This window comes from Streptomyces sp. PsTaAH-137 (assembly GCF_003259365.1).
In the GTDB taxonomy this organism is placed as follows: Bacteria; Actinomycetota; Actinomycetes; order Streptomycetales; family Streptomycetaceae; genus Streptomyces.
This window is the reverse complement of sequence record NZ_QLLY01000007.1, coordinates 294,986-313,478: the sequence shown is the minus strand read 5'-3', so window position 1 is coordinate 313,478 and position 18,493 is coordinate 294,986. Positions and strand designations below refer to the sequence as shown.

19 protein-coding genes are annotated in these 18,493 nt (G+C 71.5%); 9 read left to right on the top strand and 10 right to left on the bottom strand.

The window, feature by feature from the left end; genetic code table 11:
- Positions 1-28 precede the first annotated feature (28 nt).
- Together K377_RS18430 and K377_RS18425 are read left to right on the top strand one after the other, a co-directional pair.
- The gene (locus K377_RS18430; protein WP_111664476.1) at positions 29-811 is read left to right on the top strand and encodes an alpha/beta fold hydrolase; all 783 of its coding nucleotides are present in this window, start codon (positions 29-31) and stop codon (positions 809-811) included.
- A gap of 74 nt (positions 812-885) precedes the next feature.
- Positions 886-1,395, top strand: coding sequence for a cupin domain-containing protein (locus K377_RS18425; RefSeq protein WP_111664475.1), 510 nt, complete (start codon positions 886-888; stop codon positions 1,393-1,395).
- A gap of 276 nt (positions 1,396-1,671) precedes the next feature.
- On the opposite strand, the gene K377_RS18420 is transcribed toward K377_RS18425, so the two are convergent.
- From K377_RS18420 to K377_RS18400, 5 genes are all read right to left on the bottom strand, one after another.
- On the bottom strand, positions 1,672-3,129 hold the full coding sequence (locus K377_RS18420) for a cellulose binding domain-containing protein (RefSeq protein WP_111664474.1): 1,458 nt from the start codon (positions 3,127-3,129) through the stop codon (positions 1,672-1,674).
- Positions 3,126-4,655, bottom strand: a complete 1,530-nt coding sequence (locus K377_RS18415) for a beta-N-acetylhexosaminidase (RefSeq protein ID WP_111664473.1) — start codon at positions 4,653-4,655, stop codon at positions 3,126-3,128. Before K377_RS18415 ends, K377_RS18420 begins: the two co-directional genes overlap by 4 nt.
- Positions 4,656-4,678: 23 nt before the next feature.
- A complete protein-coding gene (locus K377_RS18410) occupies positions 4,679-5,515 on the bottom strand; it encodes a carbohydrate ABC transporter permease (protein WP_111664472.1) in 837 nt (278 codons plus the stop codon).
- On the bottom strand, positions 5,512-6,483 hold the full coding sequence (locus K377_RS18405; RefSeq protein ID WP_111664471.1) for a carbohydrate ABC transporter permease: 972 nt from the start codon (positions 6,481-6,483) through the stop codon (positions 5,512-5,514). Before K377_RS18405 ends, K377_RS18410 begins: the two co-directional genes overlap by 4 nt.
- 76 nt (positions 6,484-6,559) lie before the next feature.
- The gene (locus tag K377_RS18400; protein ID WP_111664470.1) at positions 6,560-7,828 is read right to left on the bottom strand and encodes an extracellular solute-binding protein; all 1,269 of its coding nucleotides are present in this window, start codon (positions 7,826-7,828) and stop codon (positions 6,560-6,562) included.
- A 197-nt stretch (positions 7,829-8,025) separates the two neighbouring features.
- Here K377_RS18400 and K377_RS18395 point away from each other — a divergent pair, with 197 nt between their 5' ends.
- Together K377_RS18395 and K377_RS18390 are read left to right on the top strand one after the other, a co-directional pair.
- A complete protein-coding gene (locus tag K377_RS18395; RefSeq protein ID WP_111664469.1) occupies positions 8,026-8,871 on the top strand; it encodes a GntR family transcriptional regulator in 846 nt (281 codons plus the stop codon).
- Positions 8,872-8,890: 19 nt separating this feature from the next.
- Positions 8,891-9,331, top strand: coding sequence for an OsmC family protein (locus K377_RS18390; RefSeq protein WP_111664468.1), 441 nt, complete (start codon positions 8,891-8,893; stop codon positions 9,329-9,331).
- Positions 9,332-9,434: 103 nt separating this feature from the next.
- On the opposite strand, the gene K377_RS18385 is transcribed toward K377_RS18390, so the two are convergent.
- Both K377_RS18385 and K377_RS18380 read right to left on the bottom strand, forming a co-directional pair.
- Positions 9,435-11,147 carry a chitinase gene (locus tag K377_RS18385; RefSeq protein WP_111664467.1) on the bottom strand — a complete coding sequence of 571 codons (1,713 nt, stop codon included), beginning with the start codon at positions 11,145-11,147 and terminating at the stop codon, positions 9,435-9,437.
- A gap of 198 nt (positions 11,148-11,345) precedes the next feature.
- Positions 11,346-11,846 (bottom strand): DinB family protein, encoded by a 501-nt coding sequence (locus tag K377_RS18380; protein WP_111664466.1) that lies wholly within the window; start codon positions 11,844-11,846, stop codon positions 11,346-11,348.
- A gap of 255 nt (positions 11,847-12,101) precedes the next feature.
- Between K377_RS18380 and K377_RS18375 the strand changes: the two genes are divergently transcribed.
- From K377_RS18375 to K377_RS18360, 4 genes are all read left to right on the top strand, one after another.
- Entirely contained in the window at positions 12,102-12,521 is a 420-nt protein-coding gene (locus tag K377_RS18375) for a hypothetical protein (RefSeq protein WP_111664583.1), read from the top strand.
- A 100-nt stretch (positions 12,522-12,621) separates the two neighbouring features.
- The gene (locus K377_RS18370; protein ID WP_111664582.1) at positions 12,622-12,978 is read left to right on the top strand and encodes a hypothetical protein; all 357 of its coding nucleotides are present in this window, start codon (positions 12,622-12,624) and stop codon (positions 12,976-12,978) included.
- Between the two features lie 7 nt (positions 12,979-12,985).
- Complete coding sequence (locus K377_RS18365) at positions 12,986-13,519, top strand: hypothetical protein (RefSeq protein WP_111664465.1); 534 nt, start codon at positions 12,986-12,988, stop codon at positions 13,517-13,519.
- Positions 13,516-13,884, top strand: coding sequence for a peptidase inhibitor family I36 protein (locus tag K377_RS18360; protein WP_111664464.1), 369 nt, complete (start codon positions 13,516-13,518; stop codon positions 13,882-13,884). Before K377_RS18365 ends, K377_RS18360 begins: the two co-directional genes overlap by 4 nt.
- Positions 13,885-13,924: 40 nt before the next feature.
- Here the strand turns inward: K377_RS18360 and K377_RS18355 are convergent, their stop codons facing one another.
- Together K377_RS18355 and K377_RS18350 are read right to left on the bottom strand one after the other, a co-directional pair.
- Entirely contained in the window at positions 13,925-15,157 is a 1,233-nt protein-coding gene (locus tag K377_RS18355; RefSeq protein ID WP_111664581.1) for a GNAT family N-acetyltransferase, read from the bottom strand.
- Between the two features lie 183 nt (positions 15,158-15,340).
- The gene (locus K377_RS18350) at positions 15,341-15,919 is read right to left on the bottom strand and encodes an RNA polymerase sigma factor (RefSeq protein WP_111664463.1); all 579 of its coding nucleotides are present in this window, start codon (positions 15,917-15,919) and stop codon (positions 15,341-15,343) included.
- Between the two features lie 155 nt (positions 15,920-16,074).
- Between K377_RS18350 and K377_RS18345 the strand changes: the two genes are divergently transcribed.
- Positions 16,075-17,061: a MerR family transcriptional regulator gene (locus K377_RS18345; protein WP_111664462.1), complete on the top strand. Its 987-nt coding sequence runs from the start codon at positions 16,075-16,077 to the stop codon at positions 17,059-17,061.
- On the opposite strand, the gene K377_RS18340 is transcribed toward K377_RS18345, so the two are convergent.
- Positions 17,036-18,409, bottom strand: coding sequence for a deoxyribodipyrimidine photo-lyase (locus K377_RS18340; protein WP_111664461.1), 1,374 nt, complete (start codon positions 18,407-18,409; stop codon positions 17,036-17,038). The genes K377_RS18345 and K377_RS18340 overlap by 26 nt on opposite strands.
- Positions 18,410-18,493: the final 84 nt, after the last annotated feature.

The window sequence follows — 18,493 nt, the reverse complement described above, 5'->3', positions numbered from 1 at the left end:
GAGTTGCGATGAGAGAGAATCCAGGACCATGCCCCACGCACAGGCGTCCGACGGATCCGCCCTCTTCTACGACGTCCTGGGCAGCGGCGCCCCGTTGCTGCTGCTGGCCGGCCAGTCGAACCATCACCGCTGGTGGGATTCGGTGCGCGACCGGTTCGCCGCGCGCTTCACCACCGTCGTCATGGACTGGCGCGGCACCGGCGAAAGTGACGCCCCGGACACCGACACGTACAGCACCCGGAATTTCGCCCGGGACGCCGTCGCGGTCCTCGATGCCGCCGGTGTCGAGCGCGCCCATGTGTACGGGACGTCGATGGGCGGCCGCGTCGCCCAGTGGCTGGCCGCCGACCACCCCGGCCGCGTCGACCGCCTCGTCCTCGGCTGTACGTCACCGGGCGCGCCGCACGGCGTCGAGCGCGGCCCCGCCGTCCGCAAGGCCCTCGCCGATCCCGACCCGGACCTGGCCCGCGCGGCTCTTCTCGACTTGATGTACACCCCCGCGTACACCGCCACGCGTCCCGGCCCGTTCCACACCCTCGGCGACCCGGCGATGCCCCCGCACGCCCGCCGCCGCCATCTGCGCGCCAGCGCCCGGCACGACGCCTGGGACGCGCTGCCGCGGATCGCCGCGCCCACCCTCGTGGTGCACGGCACCGACGACGACTTCAACCCGGCGGCCAACGCGCCGCTGCTGGCCGAACGCATCCCCGGCGCCCGGCTGAGCCTGATCCCCGGCGGCCGCCACGCCTACTTCGAGGAGTTCGCCGACACGGCCACACCCCTGGTGACCACGTTCCTCGAAGGCTCCTGAGGGCACCGGATGCCGCCCGACGGCGGACTCCGTAGGCTGCCGATGGCCCGAACATCACGGAGGAGTACGACATCATGCCCGCCGCTCACGTCACCCTCGCCGACGTCCTTACCGCCGCGGACACCGGCGCCACCGGAGCGCTGTGGCGCCTGGACGGCGCGGCCCGGCAACTGGACGCCAACGTCATCCGGCTCCGGCCGGGCACCCGCGGCACGCCGCACGTCGAGCCCGACCTCGACGTGCTGCTCTTCATCGCCGAGGGCGGCGGCACCCTGTGGCGGGCGGGCGCGGAGGAGGAACTGGCGCCGGGCACCCTGCTGTTCGTGCCGCGCGGCGAGGAGCGCGCCGTCAGCGCGGGCGACGACGGGCTCGTCTACCTCACCGCGCACCGCAGGCGCCCCGGCATGACCATCGGCCGGGCCGTCGCACCGGTCACCGCGGAGGGCGGCGAGGCACCCTGTCTGCTGCCGCGTGTCTGCGCGGAGTGCGGCCGGGTCACCGACGACGCGGCCGCGGGATACTGCGCCTGGTGCGGCAAGCGCTTGCCCGGACAGGACCAGGGGCGGACTTCAGGCCTTGCTTGAAGCGGGGCGTTCACGCCAGACGGGCCTCTTCGCGACAGCAACTCCTTGGCGCCGCAAGGGTCTTGACGCCCCGCCTCCGTCACTTCTCGCCACTGATTCAACACACAAGGTTACCTAAAGCCGGGGGTGCGGGATGAGATCCCGGCCGCCGCGCGGCAGACTCTGGCCCGCGGCGGCCGCTGCCGACTCCCGGGCCGGCCGTCAGAGGTGGGGGAGCACCACCGGGGAGTCCGGGCGTGTGGGGCGCGCGGACTCCCCGCCCCCGGGCGGATCACCTCAGGACGACGGCACCGTGTCCTCGAACGCCGTGCCCGCCGAGCGGTAGGCGGCCACCTTCGCCGCCACCTGGGCCGGAGTGAGGACCTGGTCCTTGACGTGCAGCACGTAGTCGACCTGCTGGTCGTAGGCGCGCGCACTGGTGCTCGTGTTCCCGGCCAGGTCGATCAGCCACTGGTTGAAGTTGATCGACATCGGCCGCTCGGGCAGGTACGCGGCGTCGTGCGTGCCGAACAGCTGACCGTCGACGTAGTAGTGGATGGAGCTGTTGTCGATGGTGAGCACCAGGTCGTGCCAGCCGGCGTAGCTCTGGCGGCCCTCTGTGTGCTGGTTCACCGCCTGCCACGGATCCGGGTTGTACGTCTCCCAGGACGTCGTGTAGAGGATGTTCGACGGCTCGCCCCAGCCGCCGTTGGGCAGGTACTCGAAGTCGTACTCGGCGTAGTCGTCTGCCATCGGCGCCTTCAGGTCGTTGATGGTGAAGAACGTCTGGACGAGGTGGTCCCCGTCGGGCCCGCTCTTCGGCGCGTCCGCGAACTTCACCCGCGCCGCGTAGGTGCCGTTCTTGAACTTGGTCGCCTTGGTGAGCACTTCGGTCTGCTTCGTGCTCTCGCCCGTGCCCGAGGTCGACGTCTCCAGGTTCATCACGGAGTTCCCCGACACGACCGGGAAGGTCACCTTCTCCGGCGCCCAGGTCGCCCCCGGCACCCCGGGCCCGCCCGAGTTGGAGCGCACGCTCCAGCCGTTGGCCGCGATCCGCGGGTCGTTGTACGCCGTGTAGGAGAAGTCGTCGAAGAGGGTCGCGCCGCTCCCGGGCGGGTCGGTGGGGTCGGTCGGGTCCGTGGGATCGGTCGGATCCGTCGGGTCGTTGCCCTCCGGCGCCGTGCCCCACACGGTGGCGCCCTTGAGCTGTGCCGTCACCTTCGACCAGTTCCCGTACGCGGCTTGCGTGGCGCCGAACGAGTAGTCGTCGGCCTGGTTGAGCGGCTGCCAGTCGGCGCGGTAGAAGCGCAGCTGCATGTCGCCCGTGTCGGCGCCGGCCGCGAGCGTCCCCGCGTCGGACGTGAACCCGATCTCCAGATACCGGTCGGCCGTCGCGGTCGGATGGGCGAGCGTGCCGAAGGTGCCGGTGATGCGGGCACAGCCCTTGACCGCCCACGAGCAGGCGAAGCGGTAACTCGCGCTCGCCGAGTCGGACTTGAAGTAGTAGCGGATCTTGACATCGCTCAGGGCGACGGCCGAGGAGCCGGTGTTGCGCACCTTCAGCCAGGGCTCCGCCTGATCGCTGCCGGTGCTGCCCGTGTGGTACTGCACGCTCAGCCCGCTGTCGGCGGCCGCGGCGCCCTGCGGGAGCGCGAGCAGGCTCGCGCAGCCGAGCGCGGCGGCGACGGCGCAGGCGAGCGCCGTGCGCGTCCGGGGAGACGCGGTCGTCCTGGTCGCTCTGGGGGTCCTTCTCATGACTGTTCCCTTCCGGAACGGTGGGGGTCGGGGACGTACGGGTCGAGCGGCCCGTGCCGCACGCCGAGCGCGGCGAGCCGGGCGCCGTGCACGCCGAGACGGACACGGAAGTCCTCCCACGACGGGGAGCCGTGCCAGGCGCGGTCGGCGAGCGCGGACAGACGGGGGAAGACCCTGCGGTCGATGTGGCCGACCGTGGGGGCGTACTCGGTCCACAACTGGGCCTGCACACCGAGCAGACGACCCGAGACGTCCGGGTCGGTCGGTGGTTCGTGCTCGTGGACCGTGCGCAGCCCGAGCACCAGGCCCGGCTCCGCGTGCGGCTCGTCGGGGGAGTCGGTCTGCGCGTAGTCCAGGTACGAGGCGCGGTGCTGGCTGCTGATCACGGGGTGGCCGCGCTTGAGCGCGATCCGGGTGTGCTCGGGATCGCGCCAGGACATCACCGCGAACTCCGTGGGCAGCCCCTCCCCGGTCTCGGCCCACACCACGGGGGTCCGTCCGCGCTGGAGGAGATGGGCGCCGATCCGGCCCAGGAACCAGTCCCGCAGCGCGTCCGTGTGCGCCAGCCCCTCGGCGGCGGCCCGGGCCCGCGCCACCGGGCTCGCCGCCCACTCGGTGGTGGGGCACTCGTCGCCGCCGATGTGGATGTGCCGGGACGGGAAGACGTCGACGACCTCGTCGAGAACGGCGCGGCAGAAGTCGAGGACCGGCTCGTGGACACCGAACACCGTGTCGCACACGCCCCAGAGGGGCCACACGTCCAGCCGCCGCCCGGGAACGTTGCCCAGCTCCGGGTACGCGGCGAGCGCGGCCCGCGCATGGCCCGGCATCTCGATCTCCGGGACGACGGTGACACCGCGGGCGGCGGCGTACGCGACAAGGTCCAGCAACTCCCGGCGCGTATAGGCCCCTTCGTGCGGAACGGGGCCGGCGCGCCGTCCGCCGACCTCGGTCAGCAGCGGGTACGCGGCGACCGGCATCCGCCAGCCCTGGTCGTCGGTGAGATGCAGGTGCAGCACGTTGAGCTTGTGCAGAGCGAGCAGATCGACGGTGCGGCGCAGCACGGACACCGGCTGGAAGTGCCGGGCCACGTCGAGCAGGAAGCCGCGCCAGGAGTGCCGGGGCACGTCCGTGATCTCGACGCAGGGCAGCCGCCACGCGACGCCTGGCCGAGGCGCCCCGGAGAGGGCCTCGACCGGCAGCAGCTGACGCACCGTCTGGATTCCGCGCAGCAGCCCCGTGAGGTGTGCGGCGCGCAGGAGGACGGCGTCCGGGGCGACCGTCAGGCCGTAGCCTTCGGCGCCCAGGCCGCCGAGGTCCGGATCGAGCGCGAGCACGAACGCGCCGTCGGGGGAGACGGGCAGCGGCAGCCCGGTGGCGGGGGCGAGGAGGGTGCGGAGCAGATCGGCGGCGGCTCCGGCGCCGGGGGAGACCCGGACCGACGTCGTTCCGGACAGAGTGAAATGACCGGGCCGATGGGTGAGTTGAGTGGGGAGAGGGACGAGTGCGGGCAGGGGTGCGGGCACGGAGAACCTCCGAGGCGAGGGCGTCAGCCCTTGACGGCGCCGGCCGCGAAACCCGACGTCACATGCCGCTGGAGCAGCAGGAAGATCGCCAGGGCGGGCAGCGCGAACAGGGTGGAGGCGGCCATCGTGGCGCCCCAGTCGGTGCCGAACGTGTTCTGGAAGGAGGACAGCCACACCGGCAGCGTCCGGTGGTCCTGCTCCTTGATGATGAGGAAGTTGGCGTACGCGAACTCGTTCCACGCCGTGATGTAGCCGAACAGCGAGGTCGCCATCAGGCCGGGCGCGAGCAGCGGAAACGCGATGTGCCGGAACGCGCCGACCCGCGTACAGCCGTCGACCTGCGCCGACTCCTCCAGCTCCTGGGGAATCGTCGCGATGAAGCCGCGCAGCACCACGATCGTGAACGGCAGCGTCATCATGAAGTAGACGAGCGTCAGGGTGGGCAGCCGGTCCAGCATCCCGGTGTCCCGCGAGATGATGTACACGGGGATGATCAGCGACTCCCACGGTGCCATCTGCGCGACGAACACCATCAGCATGAAGTGCCGCCGGCCGCGCCAGCGCATCCGGGCCACGGCGAACGACGCGCCGAGCGCCACGAGCAGCGCCAGTGCCACCGCGGCGAGGGTGACCAGCACGCTGTTGCGCCAGAAAAGCCCGAACCCGTCGGCGTCGACCGCCCGTCGGAAGTGGTCGAAGGTCCAGCTCTGCGGCAGCAGTTGAGGGTTGTCCGACTGGATGTCCCGGGACGGCTTGAAGGCCGTGGTGACCATCCAGTACACGGGGAACAGGCACACGACGACCGTGACGGTCGCGGCGATGTTCAGCGGGAGGCGGCGCAGTGCGCGCGGCGTGCTCACAGCTCGGTCTCCTGTCGGAACATCTGCCGGAAGTAGGCGACGAGCACCCCGGACATCAGCAATACGGTGATCATGGACGCCGCGGAGCCCAGGTCGTAGCGCTGCTGGGCGAGCGCGGTCTGCACCGCGTACACGGGCAGGATCGTCGTCGCGTCGCCCGGACCGCCCCGCGTCATCACCCAGATCTGCACGAACGCCTTGAAGGTCCAGATCACTTCGAGCGAGAGCACCAGCATGAAGATCGGCCGCACGATCGGCAGCGTGATGGACCGGAAGATCCGCGGCCCCGACGCGCCGTCGATCCGGGCCGCCTCGTACAGCTCGGCCGGCACGGTGGTCAGCGCCGAGTACAGGGTGATCGCCGCGAACGGCACCGACTGCCACACCACCAGCGTCACCAGGATCGCGAACGCCGCCGAGCCGTGCGCCAGCCACGGATAGCCCTCGAAGGACGTGAACCCGAGCCCGGTCAGGGCGTGGTTGACGATGCCGAACTCCGAGTGGAACAGCCACTGGAAGACGGTCGTCGCCGCCACCACCGGCATCGCCCACGTGAGCACCAGCGCACTGAGCACCGCCGTGCGCCCGAACCGGCCGAGACGCTCGATCATGAGCGCCACCAGCGTCGAGAGCACCATGATGAGCGCGACACTGAGGGCCATGAACAGGAACGTGCGGCGCACCACCGTCCAGAAGCGCGGATCGGTGAGCAGGGTCGTGTAGTTGTCGAACCCGACGAAGGGCGCGTCACCCAGGATGAGCTGGCGCAGTCCGAAGTCCTGGAAGGAGATCAGGACCGTCCGGGCCAGCGGGTACACCAGCAGATACAGCATGCCGAGCACGGCGGGGGCGATCAGCAGGTAGGGCCAGACGCCGGACATGGTGGGGCGGCGGGGCGGGCGCGGTGGGCGCCGGGCCGGCCGGGACAGAGGGCGGCGGGGCGCGGTCCGCTCGCGGACGACCGACACGGCGCACACTCCTTTCGGGGAGGCGAGGCCCGGCGAGGACGCCGGGCCCGAGGGAGCCGGGGACAGGGCGTGGGCGTCAGGAACCGGCGTTCATCGCCGACGTGATCGCCTCGGACGCCTTCTTCGCCTCACCGGCCGGGTCGCCACCGGTCAGCACCGCCGTCAGATAGTCCTTGATCGGGTTCTTCGCCTCGACGGCCGCCCAGCCCGGCGTGTTCGGCGTCGCGTGCCCGACGGCCGCGCCCACCGCCATCGCGGACGCTCCCGGATCGGCGGAGACCGCGCTCGCGAGCGTCGTCCTGTTCGGCACGTAGCTCATGGCGACCGCCAGCTTCTTCTGCCAGGCGTCGCCCGTCAGCGCCTTGACGAAGGCGTACGCCTCCTCCTGGTGCTTGGCCACGGCCGGGATCACCAGGTCCGAGCCGCCCGTGAACACCGCTCCCGGAGTCCCGGCCGTCTTGCCGGGGATCGGGAAGAAGCCCAGCTTGCCCTTGAGCTCCGGGTTGTTCTGGGCGACGACGTTCGCCCCGCCCGGCGTGGAGATCACCTGGGCGACCTCGCCCTTCGCCATCACCTCGGCCTGCGGCGGCTGTGCCTCGTCGGAGTCCTTGGGGCCCTTGCCGAGCGCCTGGAGCTTCTTGTAGAAGGCCATCGCCCGCCCGGCCTCGGGCGAGTCCAGGGATCCCTTCCACTTGCCGCCGGACTCCTCGGCCAGGTCACCGCCCTCGTCCCAGACGAAGCCCGCGTACGTGTACCAGTTCTGCCCCGGCAGGTAGATGCCCTGCTGCTTGCCCTTGTTCAGCTTGCGGGTGGCCGCGACCCACTGGTCCCGCGTCTTGATCGTGGACGCGTCGACACCGGCCTTCTCGAACAGGTCCTTGCGGTAGACGACCACCCGGTTCGCGGCGTAGTACGGGATGCCGTACTGCTTGCCCTCGTACGCGCCCGGCTCGGCGAGCCCCTTCAGCCAGTCCTTGCCGCCGAGATCGTCGACCTTGCCGCTCAGGTCGGTCAGCCCGCCGCTCTGGGCGAACTGCGCGACCTGCGTGTTGCCGCTCTCGATCACGTCGGGTGCGTCGTTGCTGGCGAGGGCCGCGGTGACCTTCCCGCCGATGCCGTCCCACTCCTGGATCTGCACCCGCACGTCGATGTCGGGGTGCGCGGCCTCGAAGCCCTTCACGAAGTCCTTCTGGAAGGCGGCCGACACGCTGTCGCGCATCAGCCACACGTCGATCCTGGTGCGCCCGCCGGCCGAGTCTCCGTCGGAGCCGGACGAGCTGCTGCAGGCACTGAGCCCGGCGACCGCGACGAACGCGGACAGGCCGGCGAGGAAGCGGAGCTTCACGGTTCACCTCTGGGGGACGGACCTGACCAGTTGGCAACTGGTCAGGTGACCTCTGATGAGGCAGAAAGCTGGCATAGACCATTGGCCCCGTCAACCCCCTGGTAAAACATGGGTAGTTAGGCAAGCGCTTGGCGATCACCACGGCTGCGTGGTCAACTGGTAAGGCAACTGGTTGTACGTACGTAAGGGAGGCGGACGTGAAGGACGCGCAGGGGGATGCGCAGGGTGCGGTGCTCAAGCGGGAGCGGGTGCGCGACCACATCCTCGAACTGATCGAGTCCCACCGCCCCGGCGACGCCATCCCGTCCGAACGGGCGTTGTGCGCGAGTCTCGGCGTCTCCCGGCCCACGCTGCGCGCTGCCGTCGATGAACTCGTCGCCGCCGGACTTCTCGTTCGCGAACACGGCCGCGGGATGTTCGTCGCCCCCGAGAAGATCACCCAGGAACTCGTCCCGCAGGAAACGGGGCTGACGCTCCCGCAGGCGTCCGGTGCCTGGTCGAGCCGGCTCCTGGAGTTCACCACGATCCCGGCGGGCGCCCGCGTCGGCCGCAAGCTGCGGCTCTCACCCGCCGCGCAGATCGTGTACGTGGCCCGCCTCCGCCTCGTCGACGGGGCGCCGATGGCCATCGAGCACCTGCACATCCGCGCCGACCTCGTCCCGGGCCTCAGCGCTCGGGAACTGGAGGACGGTGACCTGTACGAGCATCTGCGGACCCACCACGACGTGCACGTCCAGGAAGCGGTGCAGGCCATCGAGCCCACGGTCGTCACCCGCGCCGAGGCCGATCTGCTGGAGGTGCCCGAGCTGTCCCCGGCGCTGCTCGTCGAGCGCCTCACCTCGGACACCGAGGGCCGGCCCGTCGAGTACGTCCATTCGCTCTACCGGGGCGACCGCTACCGGATCGTCTCCCGGCTCACGCTCGGGCCCGTCGCGGCGCCCGTCGCCCCGCTGCCCGGACACCACCCGGGCATCCCGCCCGGCGACTTCGCCCACCGCGACACGGTCGCCTCCATCACGCGTGGCGACGTGCAGACGCCCTGAGCCTGGTTACGGTTCCGTCATGGCCGACTACCGCATCGAAACCGTACGCAATGGCGAACGCGACTGGACCGCCCGCAACGACCGGGGAGCCGAGGTCCGCATGGCGCCCGCGGACGTCCCCGGCTCCCAGCCCTCCTTCACCCCCGTCGAGCTGCTTCTCGCGGCGCTCGGCGGCTGCGGGGGACTCGTCGTGGACCGTACCGCCCGCACCGTGCCCCACGACGATCTGCGCATCACCGTGGAGTCCGTCTCCCGCCCCGAGGACGACGGCCGCGTCGGCACCTTCAAGGTCTCCTACGAGATCACGCTGCCGGAGGGCGACACCGCCGCGGCCGAGGCCCTGGAGCGCGGTATCCGGCTGACCCACGAGAAGCACTGCACGGTCAGCCGCACCGTCGAGCACGGGGCACGCCTCGAAGCGTTCGGGCCCGACGGCACGATGCTGTTCATGGGCGGCTGACCGGGGGCGGACATGGCGAGGCCCCAACAGGCCGGTACAGCGAGCCTGTTGGGGCCGATCCGAGAATCTCGTGCCGTTCATCCGAACGGCACGGTCGCCGTGGCTACGGCAGGCTGTGCACCTTCGGCCCCACGGAGTTGGACCACGCGCTGCCCGCCGTGGCGTCCCAGTTCGTGGACCAGGTCATCGCGCCGCGCAGCCCCGGGTAGGTCTTCCCGGGCTTGAACGAGCCGCAGCCCGTGCCCCGCGCAAGGCAGTCGAGCGCGTTGTTGACCACGGACGGGTCCACGTAACCGCTGCCCGCGCCGCGCGTGGAGGCCGGCACGCCGAGCCCGACCTGCGACGGGTCGAGGCCGCCCTCCAGCTGGATGCAGGCGAGCGCGGTGAGGAAGTCCACCGAACCCTGGCTGTAGACCTTGCCGTCGCAGCCGAGCATCGAACCGCTGTTGTAGTACTGCATGTTGACGACCGTGAGGATGTCCTTCACGTTCAGCGCCGTCTTGAAGTACTCGCCGGACGTCGACTGCATGTCGATGGTCTGCGGCGCCATGGTCAGGACGAACTTGGAGCCCGCCTTCGCCGCGAGCGCCCGCAGCGCCTTCGTCATGTAGGTGGAGTTGAGGCCGTTCTCCAGGTCGATGTCGACACCGTCGAAGCCGTACTCCTGCATGAGCGCGTACGCGCTGTTGGCGAACGCGGTCGCGGAGGCGTCGCTGTTGACCGAGATGCTGCCCTTCTCGCCGCCGACCGACAGGATCACCGACTTGCCCGCCGTGTGCTTCGCCGCGATGTCCGCCTTGAAGTCGGCGGCGGAGGCGTAGCCGACGGCCGGGTCGAGGTTGAAGGTGATCTGGCCGGGCGTGGTCGTCGCGTCGGCGAACGACACCGCGATGATGTCGTACTGCGAGGAGACGTCACGGAGCTTCTGCACGGTGGCGCCGTTGTTGAAGTTCTGCCAGTAGCCGGTCAGCGCGTGCTTGGGCACGGTGCCGCCGCCGGGGTTCCCGCCCCCGGTGGCCGCCGTCCGCGCGCTCACCGCGGTCGACTTGGCGGACTCACCGGCCGCGTTGGTGGCACTGACCTGGAAGCTGTACGAGGTGTCGGCGCTCAGTCCGGTCACCGTGGCGGACGCGCCCGTGGTCGAGGCGACCTTCGTGCCGCCCCGGTACACGTTGTAGCCGGTCGCGCCGGAGACGGGCGACCAGGACAGGTCCACCGTGGAGGACGTGGTCGCGCCCGCGGCGAGCCCGGACGGCGTGCCCGGGATCTGCACCGGGTCTGTGCCGCCGCCCCCGTCGGGGCCGAAGACGTTCACGTCGTCGACGTAGTACGCGCCCTGCCCGTACCAGCCGTGCGTGTAGATCGTGACGGACGTCGTGTTCGCGCCGGTCTTGAAGCTGGTGGTCAGCTGCTGCCACGACGAGGCGCCGGGCGTCCACGTCGACACGTCGGTGGTCCCGGTGCCGCTCGCCCCGAGGTACACATAGCTGCCCTGCACCCAACTGCTCAGGGTATACGTCGAGTTGGCCTTCACCGCGACGGTCTGGCTGCACTGGGCGGTGTCCTGGCCCGCCGGTGTGGCCTTGAGCGCCTTGGCGCCGCCGTGCACGGGGGAGGAGACCGTGGCGCCGCTGCCCGCGGTACAGGTCCAGTTGCTCAGGTCCGACTCGAAGCCCGCGTTCTTGGCGACGTTGACGTCGGCGGCCTGGGCGGGGGCGGCGAGCGCGGTCACACCGAGCGCGGCCGCCGAGGTGACGGCGAGCGCTGCGGCAAGGCGCCGGGGTGCGCCGGGTCTGCCATGACGTGCACGGTCCACAGAATGCCTCCGGGGGAGAGGAGAAGGGCGGATGTGAACGACGGTGGCCACCGCTGTCGTGCGCCCAAGTTGGTCCAGACCATTCGCGTTGTCAAGACCTCTGGAGCGACAAGGAGTTCGGAACGTGCGAGAGCGGCGCCGGACCCGAGGTCCGGCGCCGCTCCGAAAGGGGCCCCGCGGCCCGCCGGCGAGGGTTCGTCAGAGCAGTCCCCGCGCGTACGCCGCCTGCCCCACGTGCTGCAGATCGTCCGAGAGAACGCTCACCAGGCGCACCCCCAGCGTCACCGGCGGATCCCAGCGCTCGTCGACGATCCGGTCCAGATCGGCGGGTGTGAGCCCGGAGAGGTGGCTCAGGGTCTTCTCGTGCACGGCGTCGTAGTAGTCGAGCAGCAGGTCACCGGAGGCGACACGCACCTGGCCGACCTCCTTCGCCGTGTGCCCGTACCCGGTGTCCGTCTTCGAGAGCGGCAGATCGAAGCGCTCGGCCCACCCGTCGGCGAGCCACACCTGGTCGGTCCCGGCCGCGTCGGCGACATGGTCGTCCTGCACCCGCGTGAGATGCCAGATCAGCCAGGTGATGGAATTCGCGCCGTCACCGGGACGCGCCTGCAACTGCTCCGGAGAAAGCCCCTCGACGACCGCGTGCACCTCTTCCTTAATGCGGTTGTAACCCTCAATGAGTACGTCATGTGAGTGCATGGTGTGCAGTGTCGTCGACGCGGCGCATTTCGGCCAACGGAGGCCGCGAATATGCCGGAAGACTGGCGTGAAAAGCGTGGTGACAGGGAGCGGCGAGTGCCGATACTCGACAAGTGGGACGGTTGAACATTGTTCGGAATCGGCGGGCCGCGGTAGTCGGCAGACCCATGGAACGGCTGCTCCCGCCGTACGGGTCGATTACTGATCACTCGCCACCGCGAAAGTGATCATAGGCGCCAGGCAATGGGGGAGATCGTGCACGACGAATTCCTGTGCCACGTCACCGCATACGGAATATGCGGCGGGCAGCGCGTGGGTGTCCCGCTCGGCACCTACCGTGCCCCGACCCTCCCCCTCGCCCTGTGGTGGCTGCGCGACCGCGCCACGTGGATCGCCGAACGTCTCGACCCCCGGCCCGAGCTGCCGCACGTGCCCGAGGGCGCCCTGATGCCGGTCGCCGCCGACGCCCCCGACGTGCCCTCCCTGCTGCGGGCCTGGTGCGCGGACACCGAGCACCAGGAGCGCGTCGCCGAGGAGCTCGCGGGCGGCCGCCTCGTCCGGGTCGCCACCCGCGACGACACCACCGAGTACGAACTGCTCGCCGAGTCCGTGGACGCCCTGCGCATGGCCCGCACCGTGCCCCGCGCCGAGGCGCCCGTGTGGGCGTCGGTATGACCTGACTAATCGCCGTCGCGGGTGAATGCGCGCGTGACGGCGGGTGGGCACGGGGAGTGTGGTCACGCACAGTGAGAACCACCACCTCGGGGCCGCCCACATGAAACACAGATCCGCATGCGCCGTCGCACTGCTCGTCGCCGCCGCACTCGTCCCGGCCGCGTCCGGCGCTCAGGCCGCGAAAGGCCCGGGACAGGTCTGTTTCTGGACCGAATCCGGCCAGCACGGCCAGGCATGGTGCTATGCGCCACCCGGATACGCGGAGGCCGAGAACGGCACGCAGCGCCGTGCCGCCTCCTTCGAATCGCGCGTCGGCCAGAGCGTCTACGCGATCAGCTACACCGTTTCCCACTGCCTCTACCGGGAGATCCGTCGCGACGACTACTCCGAGAACTGGGAGTGGGCCGACAAATTCGACGGCGTGAGCGACAACACCATGGGATGCGAGCGGGGCTGAACCGGCCATGATCCATCGCCCCCGCGTCCGGGCGCTCGCGTTCGTCACGGGCGCCCTGCTGCTCGCCGGCTGCGCGAGCCGTCCGACAGGCCCCGCCCGCTCGCCGGACGACACCATCAGAGCCGCCCAACAGGTGCTCACCGACCGCTGTCTGACCGATCGGGGTCTCACCCCGCCCCGGCCCGGACAGCGCGCGAGGAGCGCGGCCGACGAAGAGCGCGTCGCCGACGCCCTGTTCGGCAGGCCGCCCGCCGAACTGTCCCTGACCCTGGCGAACGGCATCCCCGTCCGCGCCCACACCGACGGCTGCCTCGCCGCGGCCCAGCGCACGCTCTACGGCGACCAGAAGCGCTGGTTCCGGGTGTCGACCGTCGTCAACAACCTCAAGCCCGAAGCCGCCTACCGGCACAGGTCGCTCACCGCCGTGCGCGAGCGGCACCGGGCCGACCTGACCGCGTGGCAGCACCTGCGATCCCATGCGCTCGACGTCTCCGCACGGATTCTGCGCACCACGCCCGACACCACCGGAGGAACCCCGTGAAGCATCCGCTCGCCCTGCTCGCCGCCGCCGCTCTCGCCCTCGGCGGCGCCGCCGTCACCACCACCGCGTACGCCGCCCAGTGCCCCAGCGGCGAATTCTGCGCCTGGACCGACGCCGACTACACCGGAATGCGCTGGAACTGGTCCGGCGACGACCGGGACTGGGAGCCCGGCATCCAGGACGAGGACTCCTCCTGGGCCAACCACGGCATCTCAGGACCCGGCATCAAGGACCACGTCCAGGTCTACGAGAACCCCGGACTGATCGGCCTCGGCACGGTCTGTCTGGCACCCGGCCAGGAGATCCCCCACGACGGCTGGGGCAACGACAGCGGCGACTCGCACACCTGGAAGATGGAGTGCTGACACCGCACTGAACCCGAACTCCCGTCCCGGCGGCAGGAGTTCAGAACGCGTCCGCCGTGTGCGGCAGCAACCCGGCGGAGAGCGCGGCGTCGAGCATCGGCGCCGCGCCCGGCGTGTGCTCGGTGACCAGGCCGGCCGTCACCAGCGCGCGGACCGTCACCGAGCCCATGAAGGCGCAGGCCAGATCGCGCACCTCCAGGGACAGGTCGGCGGCATCGCCGGTCGGGGCGTACGAGAAGCCGTCGGGGGACGCGATCAGCCGGAACGTGCCCTCGTTGGCGGGCAGTCGCGGATCGCGGACGTCGAGCACCACGTTCACCGGCGCGCTCCAGGAACGGGCCGCCAGCGCCGCGCGGACGTCGACGAGCCGCACCCACAGCGCCGGGAACTCCTCCGTGACCCGCACCTGGTCCGGATCGCCCGCGAACAACGTCAGCGGATCGTCGACCGGCCGCCCCCAGGCCCGTACCCGGTCCGTCAGATCGATCCCGGCCAGATAGCTCCACAGCGCCGCCGCGACCTGCGGTGAGTCCGCCTCCAGCTCGTCCAGACGCACCAGGCCCTTCGCCTGCGACGCCGCGTCGCCCTGCTTCGTGCGGTAGATCGCGTACCCGGCGAGCGGCTCGCCGAGCGCCACCACCCGGGCCGGCGAGAACTCCTCGTCCTCCTCGTCCTTCTCGGCGAGCCACTCCTCGCGCCACCAGTCGCGCGTGCGCGCGAGCCGCCCCGCCCGACGGGACCTGGTGCCCTCGAAGTACGGACCGAGCACATCGGGCGCCGCCTCGGCGTCGACCAGACGCAGGGGGCGGGGATCCGGCGCGATGCGCAGGGCCAGCGGACGGCGCGTGTCGATCTCCACCGTCGTGCCGTACGTACCCGGGCCGAAGCCGAAACGCCCGTAGATCGACGCCTCCGAGGCCCACAGGGCGACCAGCGGCGCCCCCTGGGCCACGCAGCGCGCGAAGAGTTCGCCGATCATCCCCGACAGCACACCCCGCCTGCGGTGCGTCGGTGCCACGGAGACGAACGTCAGCCCAGGACAGGACAGCGCGCCGCCCCCGGGCACGGAGAGCTCGAAGGGGTGCGCGGCCGCGAAACCCACCAGCTCGTCACCCTCGTACGCGCCGATCCGCAGGCAGGTGGCGAGCATCTTCTCGTGCCGGCGCCGCTGGTCGCTCTCCGGTGTCTCGTGGAAGACGAGGTAGGCGAGAGCCAGGGCGCGGGGGATCTCCGACTCGGGAACGTCACGGAACTGGACGGAAGGCGCATTCATGATCATCCAGCCTAGTCGTGAGCCTTCGCCCACGCGAGCGGCCTCGGCGGTGTCCGCTTCGCTGCGACCGTCCGGGTGGCGGGGTCCGGGCCACCCTCGGCCGCGCGGCAGCGGAGTCCTCCGAGGCGCACCCCTTCTTCCCGGGTTCCGTGCGCTACGGATGCACACCGCAGCCGATTTTTCTCAGCCGTGACCCCGGACGAGTCCGAGACGCACGCTGAGCCGCTGCATGCCGCGCCGCGCATGGCTCTTGACCGTGCCCAGCGGCCAGCCGGTGCGCTCGGCGATCTGCGGCTGGGTCAGATCCTCGTAGAACGCCAGACACAGCACGGTGCGCTGCTGCACCGGCAGCCTCGCCAGCTCCTGGGTCACCACGATCCGGTCGAGCACCGAGTCCACGGAGGCCGTCTCCGCCGTGTGCCGGGAGGCCGCCAGGTCGACGAGGGTCGCACGGCGGGCGCGGGCCGCGAGCGCGTCCGCGATCCGGCGCCGGGTGATGCCTGTCAGCCAGGCCGCCGCCGAGCCGAGTTCGGGCCGGTAACCGGAACGGCCGCGCCACGCCGCGAGAAAGACCTGCTGCACCACGTCCTCGGCGTCGCAGGCGTCGCCGAGCGCCCGCCCGGCGAGCCGGTGCACCAGCGGCGCCCACCGCCGGTACACCTCGGCGAGACACGCCGGGTCACCGGCGGCGATCCCGTCCGCCAGGACGGCCTCCGAGGCCGTGCGCAGATCGGGTGAGCGCCGTCGCACCGCTGTGCTCATCGATGTCTCGTCAACTCCTGGAAACGGTCGTGAACTCACCTCGTGGCGGCCATGACCGGGCGGACGGGCGCCACATCCGGCCGTGGCCCGGTCATCCTGGAAACGGCTTCGCCATCCCGGCAACCCGCATCGGTTGTGCGTCGTATCGTGAGGCGATGGACGAGGGGCGAGAGGCACGGCAGGCGTTACCGCCGCAGGAAGGCCCCGGTGTCACCACGGGAGCCCTCGCACGCCGGCTCGGCGTGTCGCCGACGACTCTGCGCAGTTGGGACCGGCGCTACGGCCTCGGTCCCGTCCAGCGCTCCAGGGGCCGGCACCGCCGGTGGACGGACGAGGACATCGCGGTCGTCGAGGAGATGTGCCGGCTCACCACGACGGGCCTGCCGCCCGCCGAGGCCGCACGGCTGGCCCGCAAGCGACTGGTGACGGGGCCCGCTTCGCTGCCGCGGCAGGGCCGGGTCGCCGCCGGAGCCCCCACCCCCGCCGCGCTGGAGCGGCTGACCCGGGGCATCTCCCGCGCCGCGACCCGGCTCGACTCACCCACCGTGCACGGCCTGTTCACCGACGCCGTGCGCACCTACGGCCTGGTGCACACCTGGCAGGACGTGATGGTGCCGGTGCTGCACGCGGTGGGCCGCAAGTGGGAAGAGGCGGGCGACCGGTACGTGGAGGTCGAGCACCTGCTGTCCTGGCACGTCTCCCGCACCCTGCACCAGGCCGTCCCCGTCGCCCCGGTGTCCACGCTGCCGCCGCTCGTCCTCGCCTGCGTACCCGCCGAACAGCACGTGCTGCCGCTGGAGGCGCTGAGCGCCGCGCTCGCCGAACTCGGCATACCGCAAAGGATGTTCGGCGCCGCCGTGCCCGTCGAGGCGGTCTCCGCCGCCGTGCGCAGGACCGGGCCGCGCGTCGTCGTGCTGTGGGCGCAGGCCCGCTCCACGGCCAGCCTGCCGCTGGCCCGCCACCTCGCCGAGACCCACTGGGGCGTGCGCGGGGCCCGCGGCAAACCCGCCGTGATGCTGTGCGGCCCCGGCTGGGCGGGCCGCAGCGTGCGGGGCGCGCTGCGGCCGTCGACCCTGCCGGAGGCGCTGCTCCAGATCGGGCGGCTGTACCCGGAGATCAGTCGAGACCCCGCGCCCGCTTGAACCGCGCGAGGCCGTCCGACAACTCGACGATCGGGTCGGGATAGTCGAGCGCGGCCCGCTCCAGGCCCTTCAGCTTCCACGGGCGGTGCACCGCGCCGCCCTCCACCTCGGCCAGTTCCGGCACCCATTGCCGCACATAGGCGCCGTCCGGGTCGTACCGCTCGGCCTGTGCCAGCGGATTGAGCACCCGGTTCGGCCGGCTGTCCGTTCCGGTGCCCGCCATCCACTGCCAGTTCAGCTGGTTGTTCGCCACGTCGCCGTCCACCAGCAGGTCCAGGAAGTGCCGGGCGCCGACCCGCCAGTCCACGTACAGCGTCTTCACGAGGAAGCACGACGCGATCAGCCGGCCCCGGTTGTGCATCCAGCCCTCGTGCCGAAGCTGCCGCATCGCCGCGTCCACCACCGGATAGCCGGTGCGGCCCTCCTGCCACGCCTCGATGTCCTCGCGCGCTGAGCGCGCGGTGCGCCAGCGGTCGCCCTGGCTGCGGTAGTCGGCGTGCGCCGCCGCCGGGCGCGCGGCGAGGACCTGGTGGTGGAAGTCCCGCCAGGCGAGCTGCCGTACGAACGCCTCCGCGCCCGGGCCGCCCGCGGCCCGCGCACGCGTCGCCGCCTCCACCGGACCGATCGTGCCGAAGTGCAGATGCGGGGAGAGCTTCGAGGTGGCGTCACCGGCCATGTCGTCGTGGCGGTCCTCGTACGCGGAGATCCCCGACCGCAGCCACGCCGTGAGGCGCTTGCGGCCCGCCTCCTCACCGCCCTCCGCGAGCCCCGGCGACACCCCCGGCACCTCGCTCCGCTTCGGCAGCGGCGCCGAGCCGACCCCCTCGGGCACCGTGATCGCGCGCGGCGCGCGCACCACGGAGCGGACGGGCTGCTGGTCCCAGTGCCGGTGGTAGGGGGTGAACACGGCGAAGTGGTCCTTGCCCGCGGGCGCCACCTCCCCGGGCGGCACACAGGTCACCACCGCGTCATGGACGACCACCTCGCAGCCCAGACCACGCAGCGCGTCGCGCAGCGCGTCCTCGCGCCGCCGCGCGTAGCGGCTCACACCGCCCGCGAGATGCACCGCGCACGCGTCGGTTTCCGACACCACCTTGGCGACCTCGTCCGTCACCTCGCCGTCCCGCAGGATCAGCCGTCCGCCGCGCTCGCGCAGCCCCGCGTCCAGATCCCGCAGACAGTCCGCGAGGAACGCCTCCCGGTTCGGCACGGTGAACGCCGCCGCGTCGATCCCGCTGTCCCGGACGAACAGCGGCACCACCGCGTCGGATGCGTCGAGGGCGGCCCGCAGCGGCGGATGGTCGTGCACCCGCAGGTCGGAGGTGAACAGGACGACACGGACACGCACGAACGACTCCCGGGGGAACGGTGGACAGACGCCTTCGTGAGCCCTTCCCCGGCGGGCCCGGCGCCGGATGCAGCGCTGGGCCGA

Coding starts and splice junctions, on each gene's coding strand:
- K377_RS18365 (WP_111664465.1), top strand. CDS start 12,986: ATGATCCATCGCCCCCGCGTCCGGGCGCTCGCGTTCGTCACGGGCGCC.
- K377_RS18355 (WP_111664581.1), bottom strand. CDS start 15,157: ATGAATGCGCCTTCCGTCCAGTTCCGTGACGTTCCCGAGTCGGAGATC.
- K377_RS18350 (WP_111664463.1), bottom strand. CDS start 15,919: ATGAGCACAGCGGTGCGACGGCGCTCACCCGATCTGCGCACGGCCTCG.
- K377_RS18420 (WP_111664474.1), bottom strand. CDS start 3,129: ATGAGAAGGACCCCCAGAGCGACCAGGACGACCGCGTCTCCCCGGACG.
- K377_RS18425 (WP_111664475.1), top strand. CDS start 886: ATGCCCGCCGCTCACGTCACCCTCGCCGACGTCCTTACCGCCGCGGAC.
- K377_RS18345 (WP_111664462.1), top strand. CDS start 16,075: ATGGACGAGGGGCGAGAGGCACGGCAGGCGTTACCGCCGCAGGAAGGC.
- K377_RS18370 (WP_111664582.1), top strand. CDS start 12,622: ATGAAACACAGATCCGCATGCGCCGTCGCACTGCTCGTCGCCGCCGCA.
- K377_RS18380 (WP_111664466.1), bottom strand. CDS start 11,846: ATGCACTCACATGACGTACTCATTGAGGGTTACAACCGCATTAAGGAA.
- K377_RS18430 (WP_111664476.1), top strand. CDS start 29: ATGCCCCACGCACAGGCGTCCGACGGATCCGCCCTCTTCTACGACGTC.
- K377_RS18390 (WP_111664468.1), top strand. CDS start 8,891: ATGGCCGACTACCGCATCGAAACCGTACGCAATGGCGAACGCGACTGG.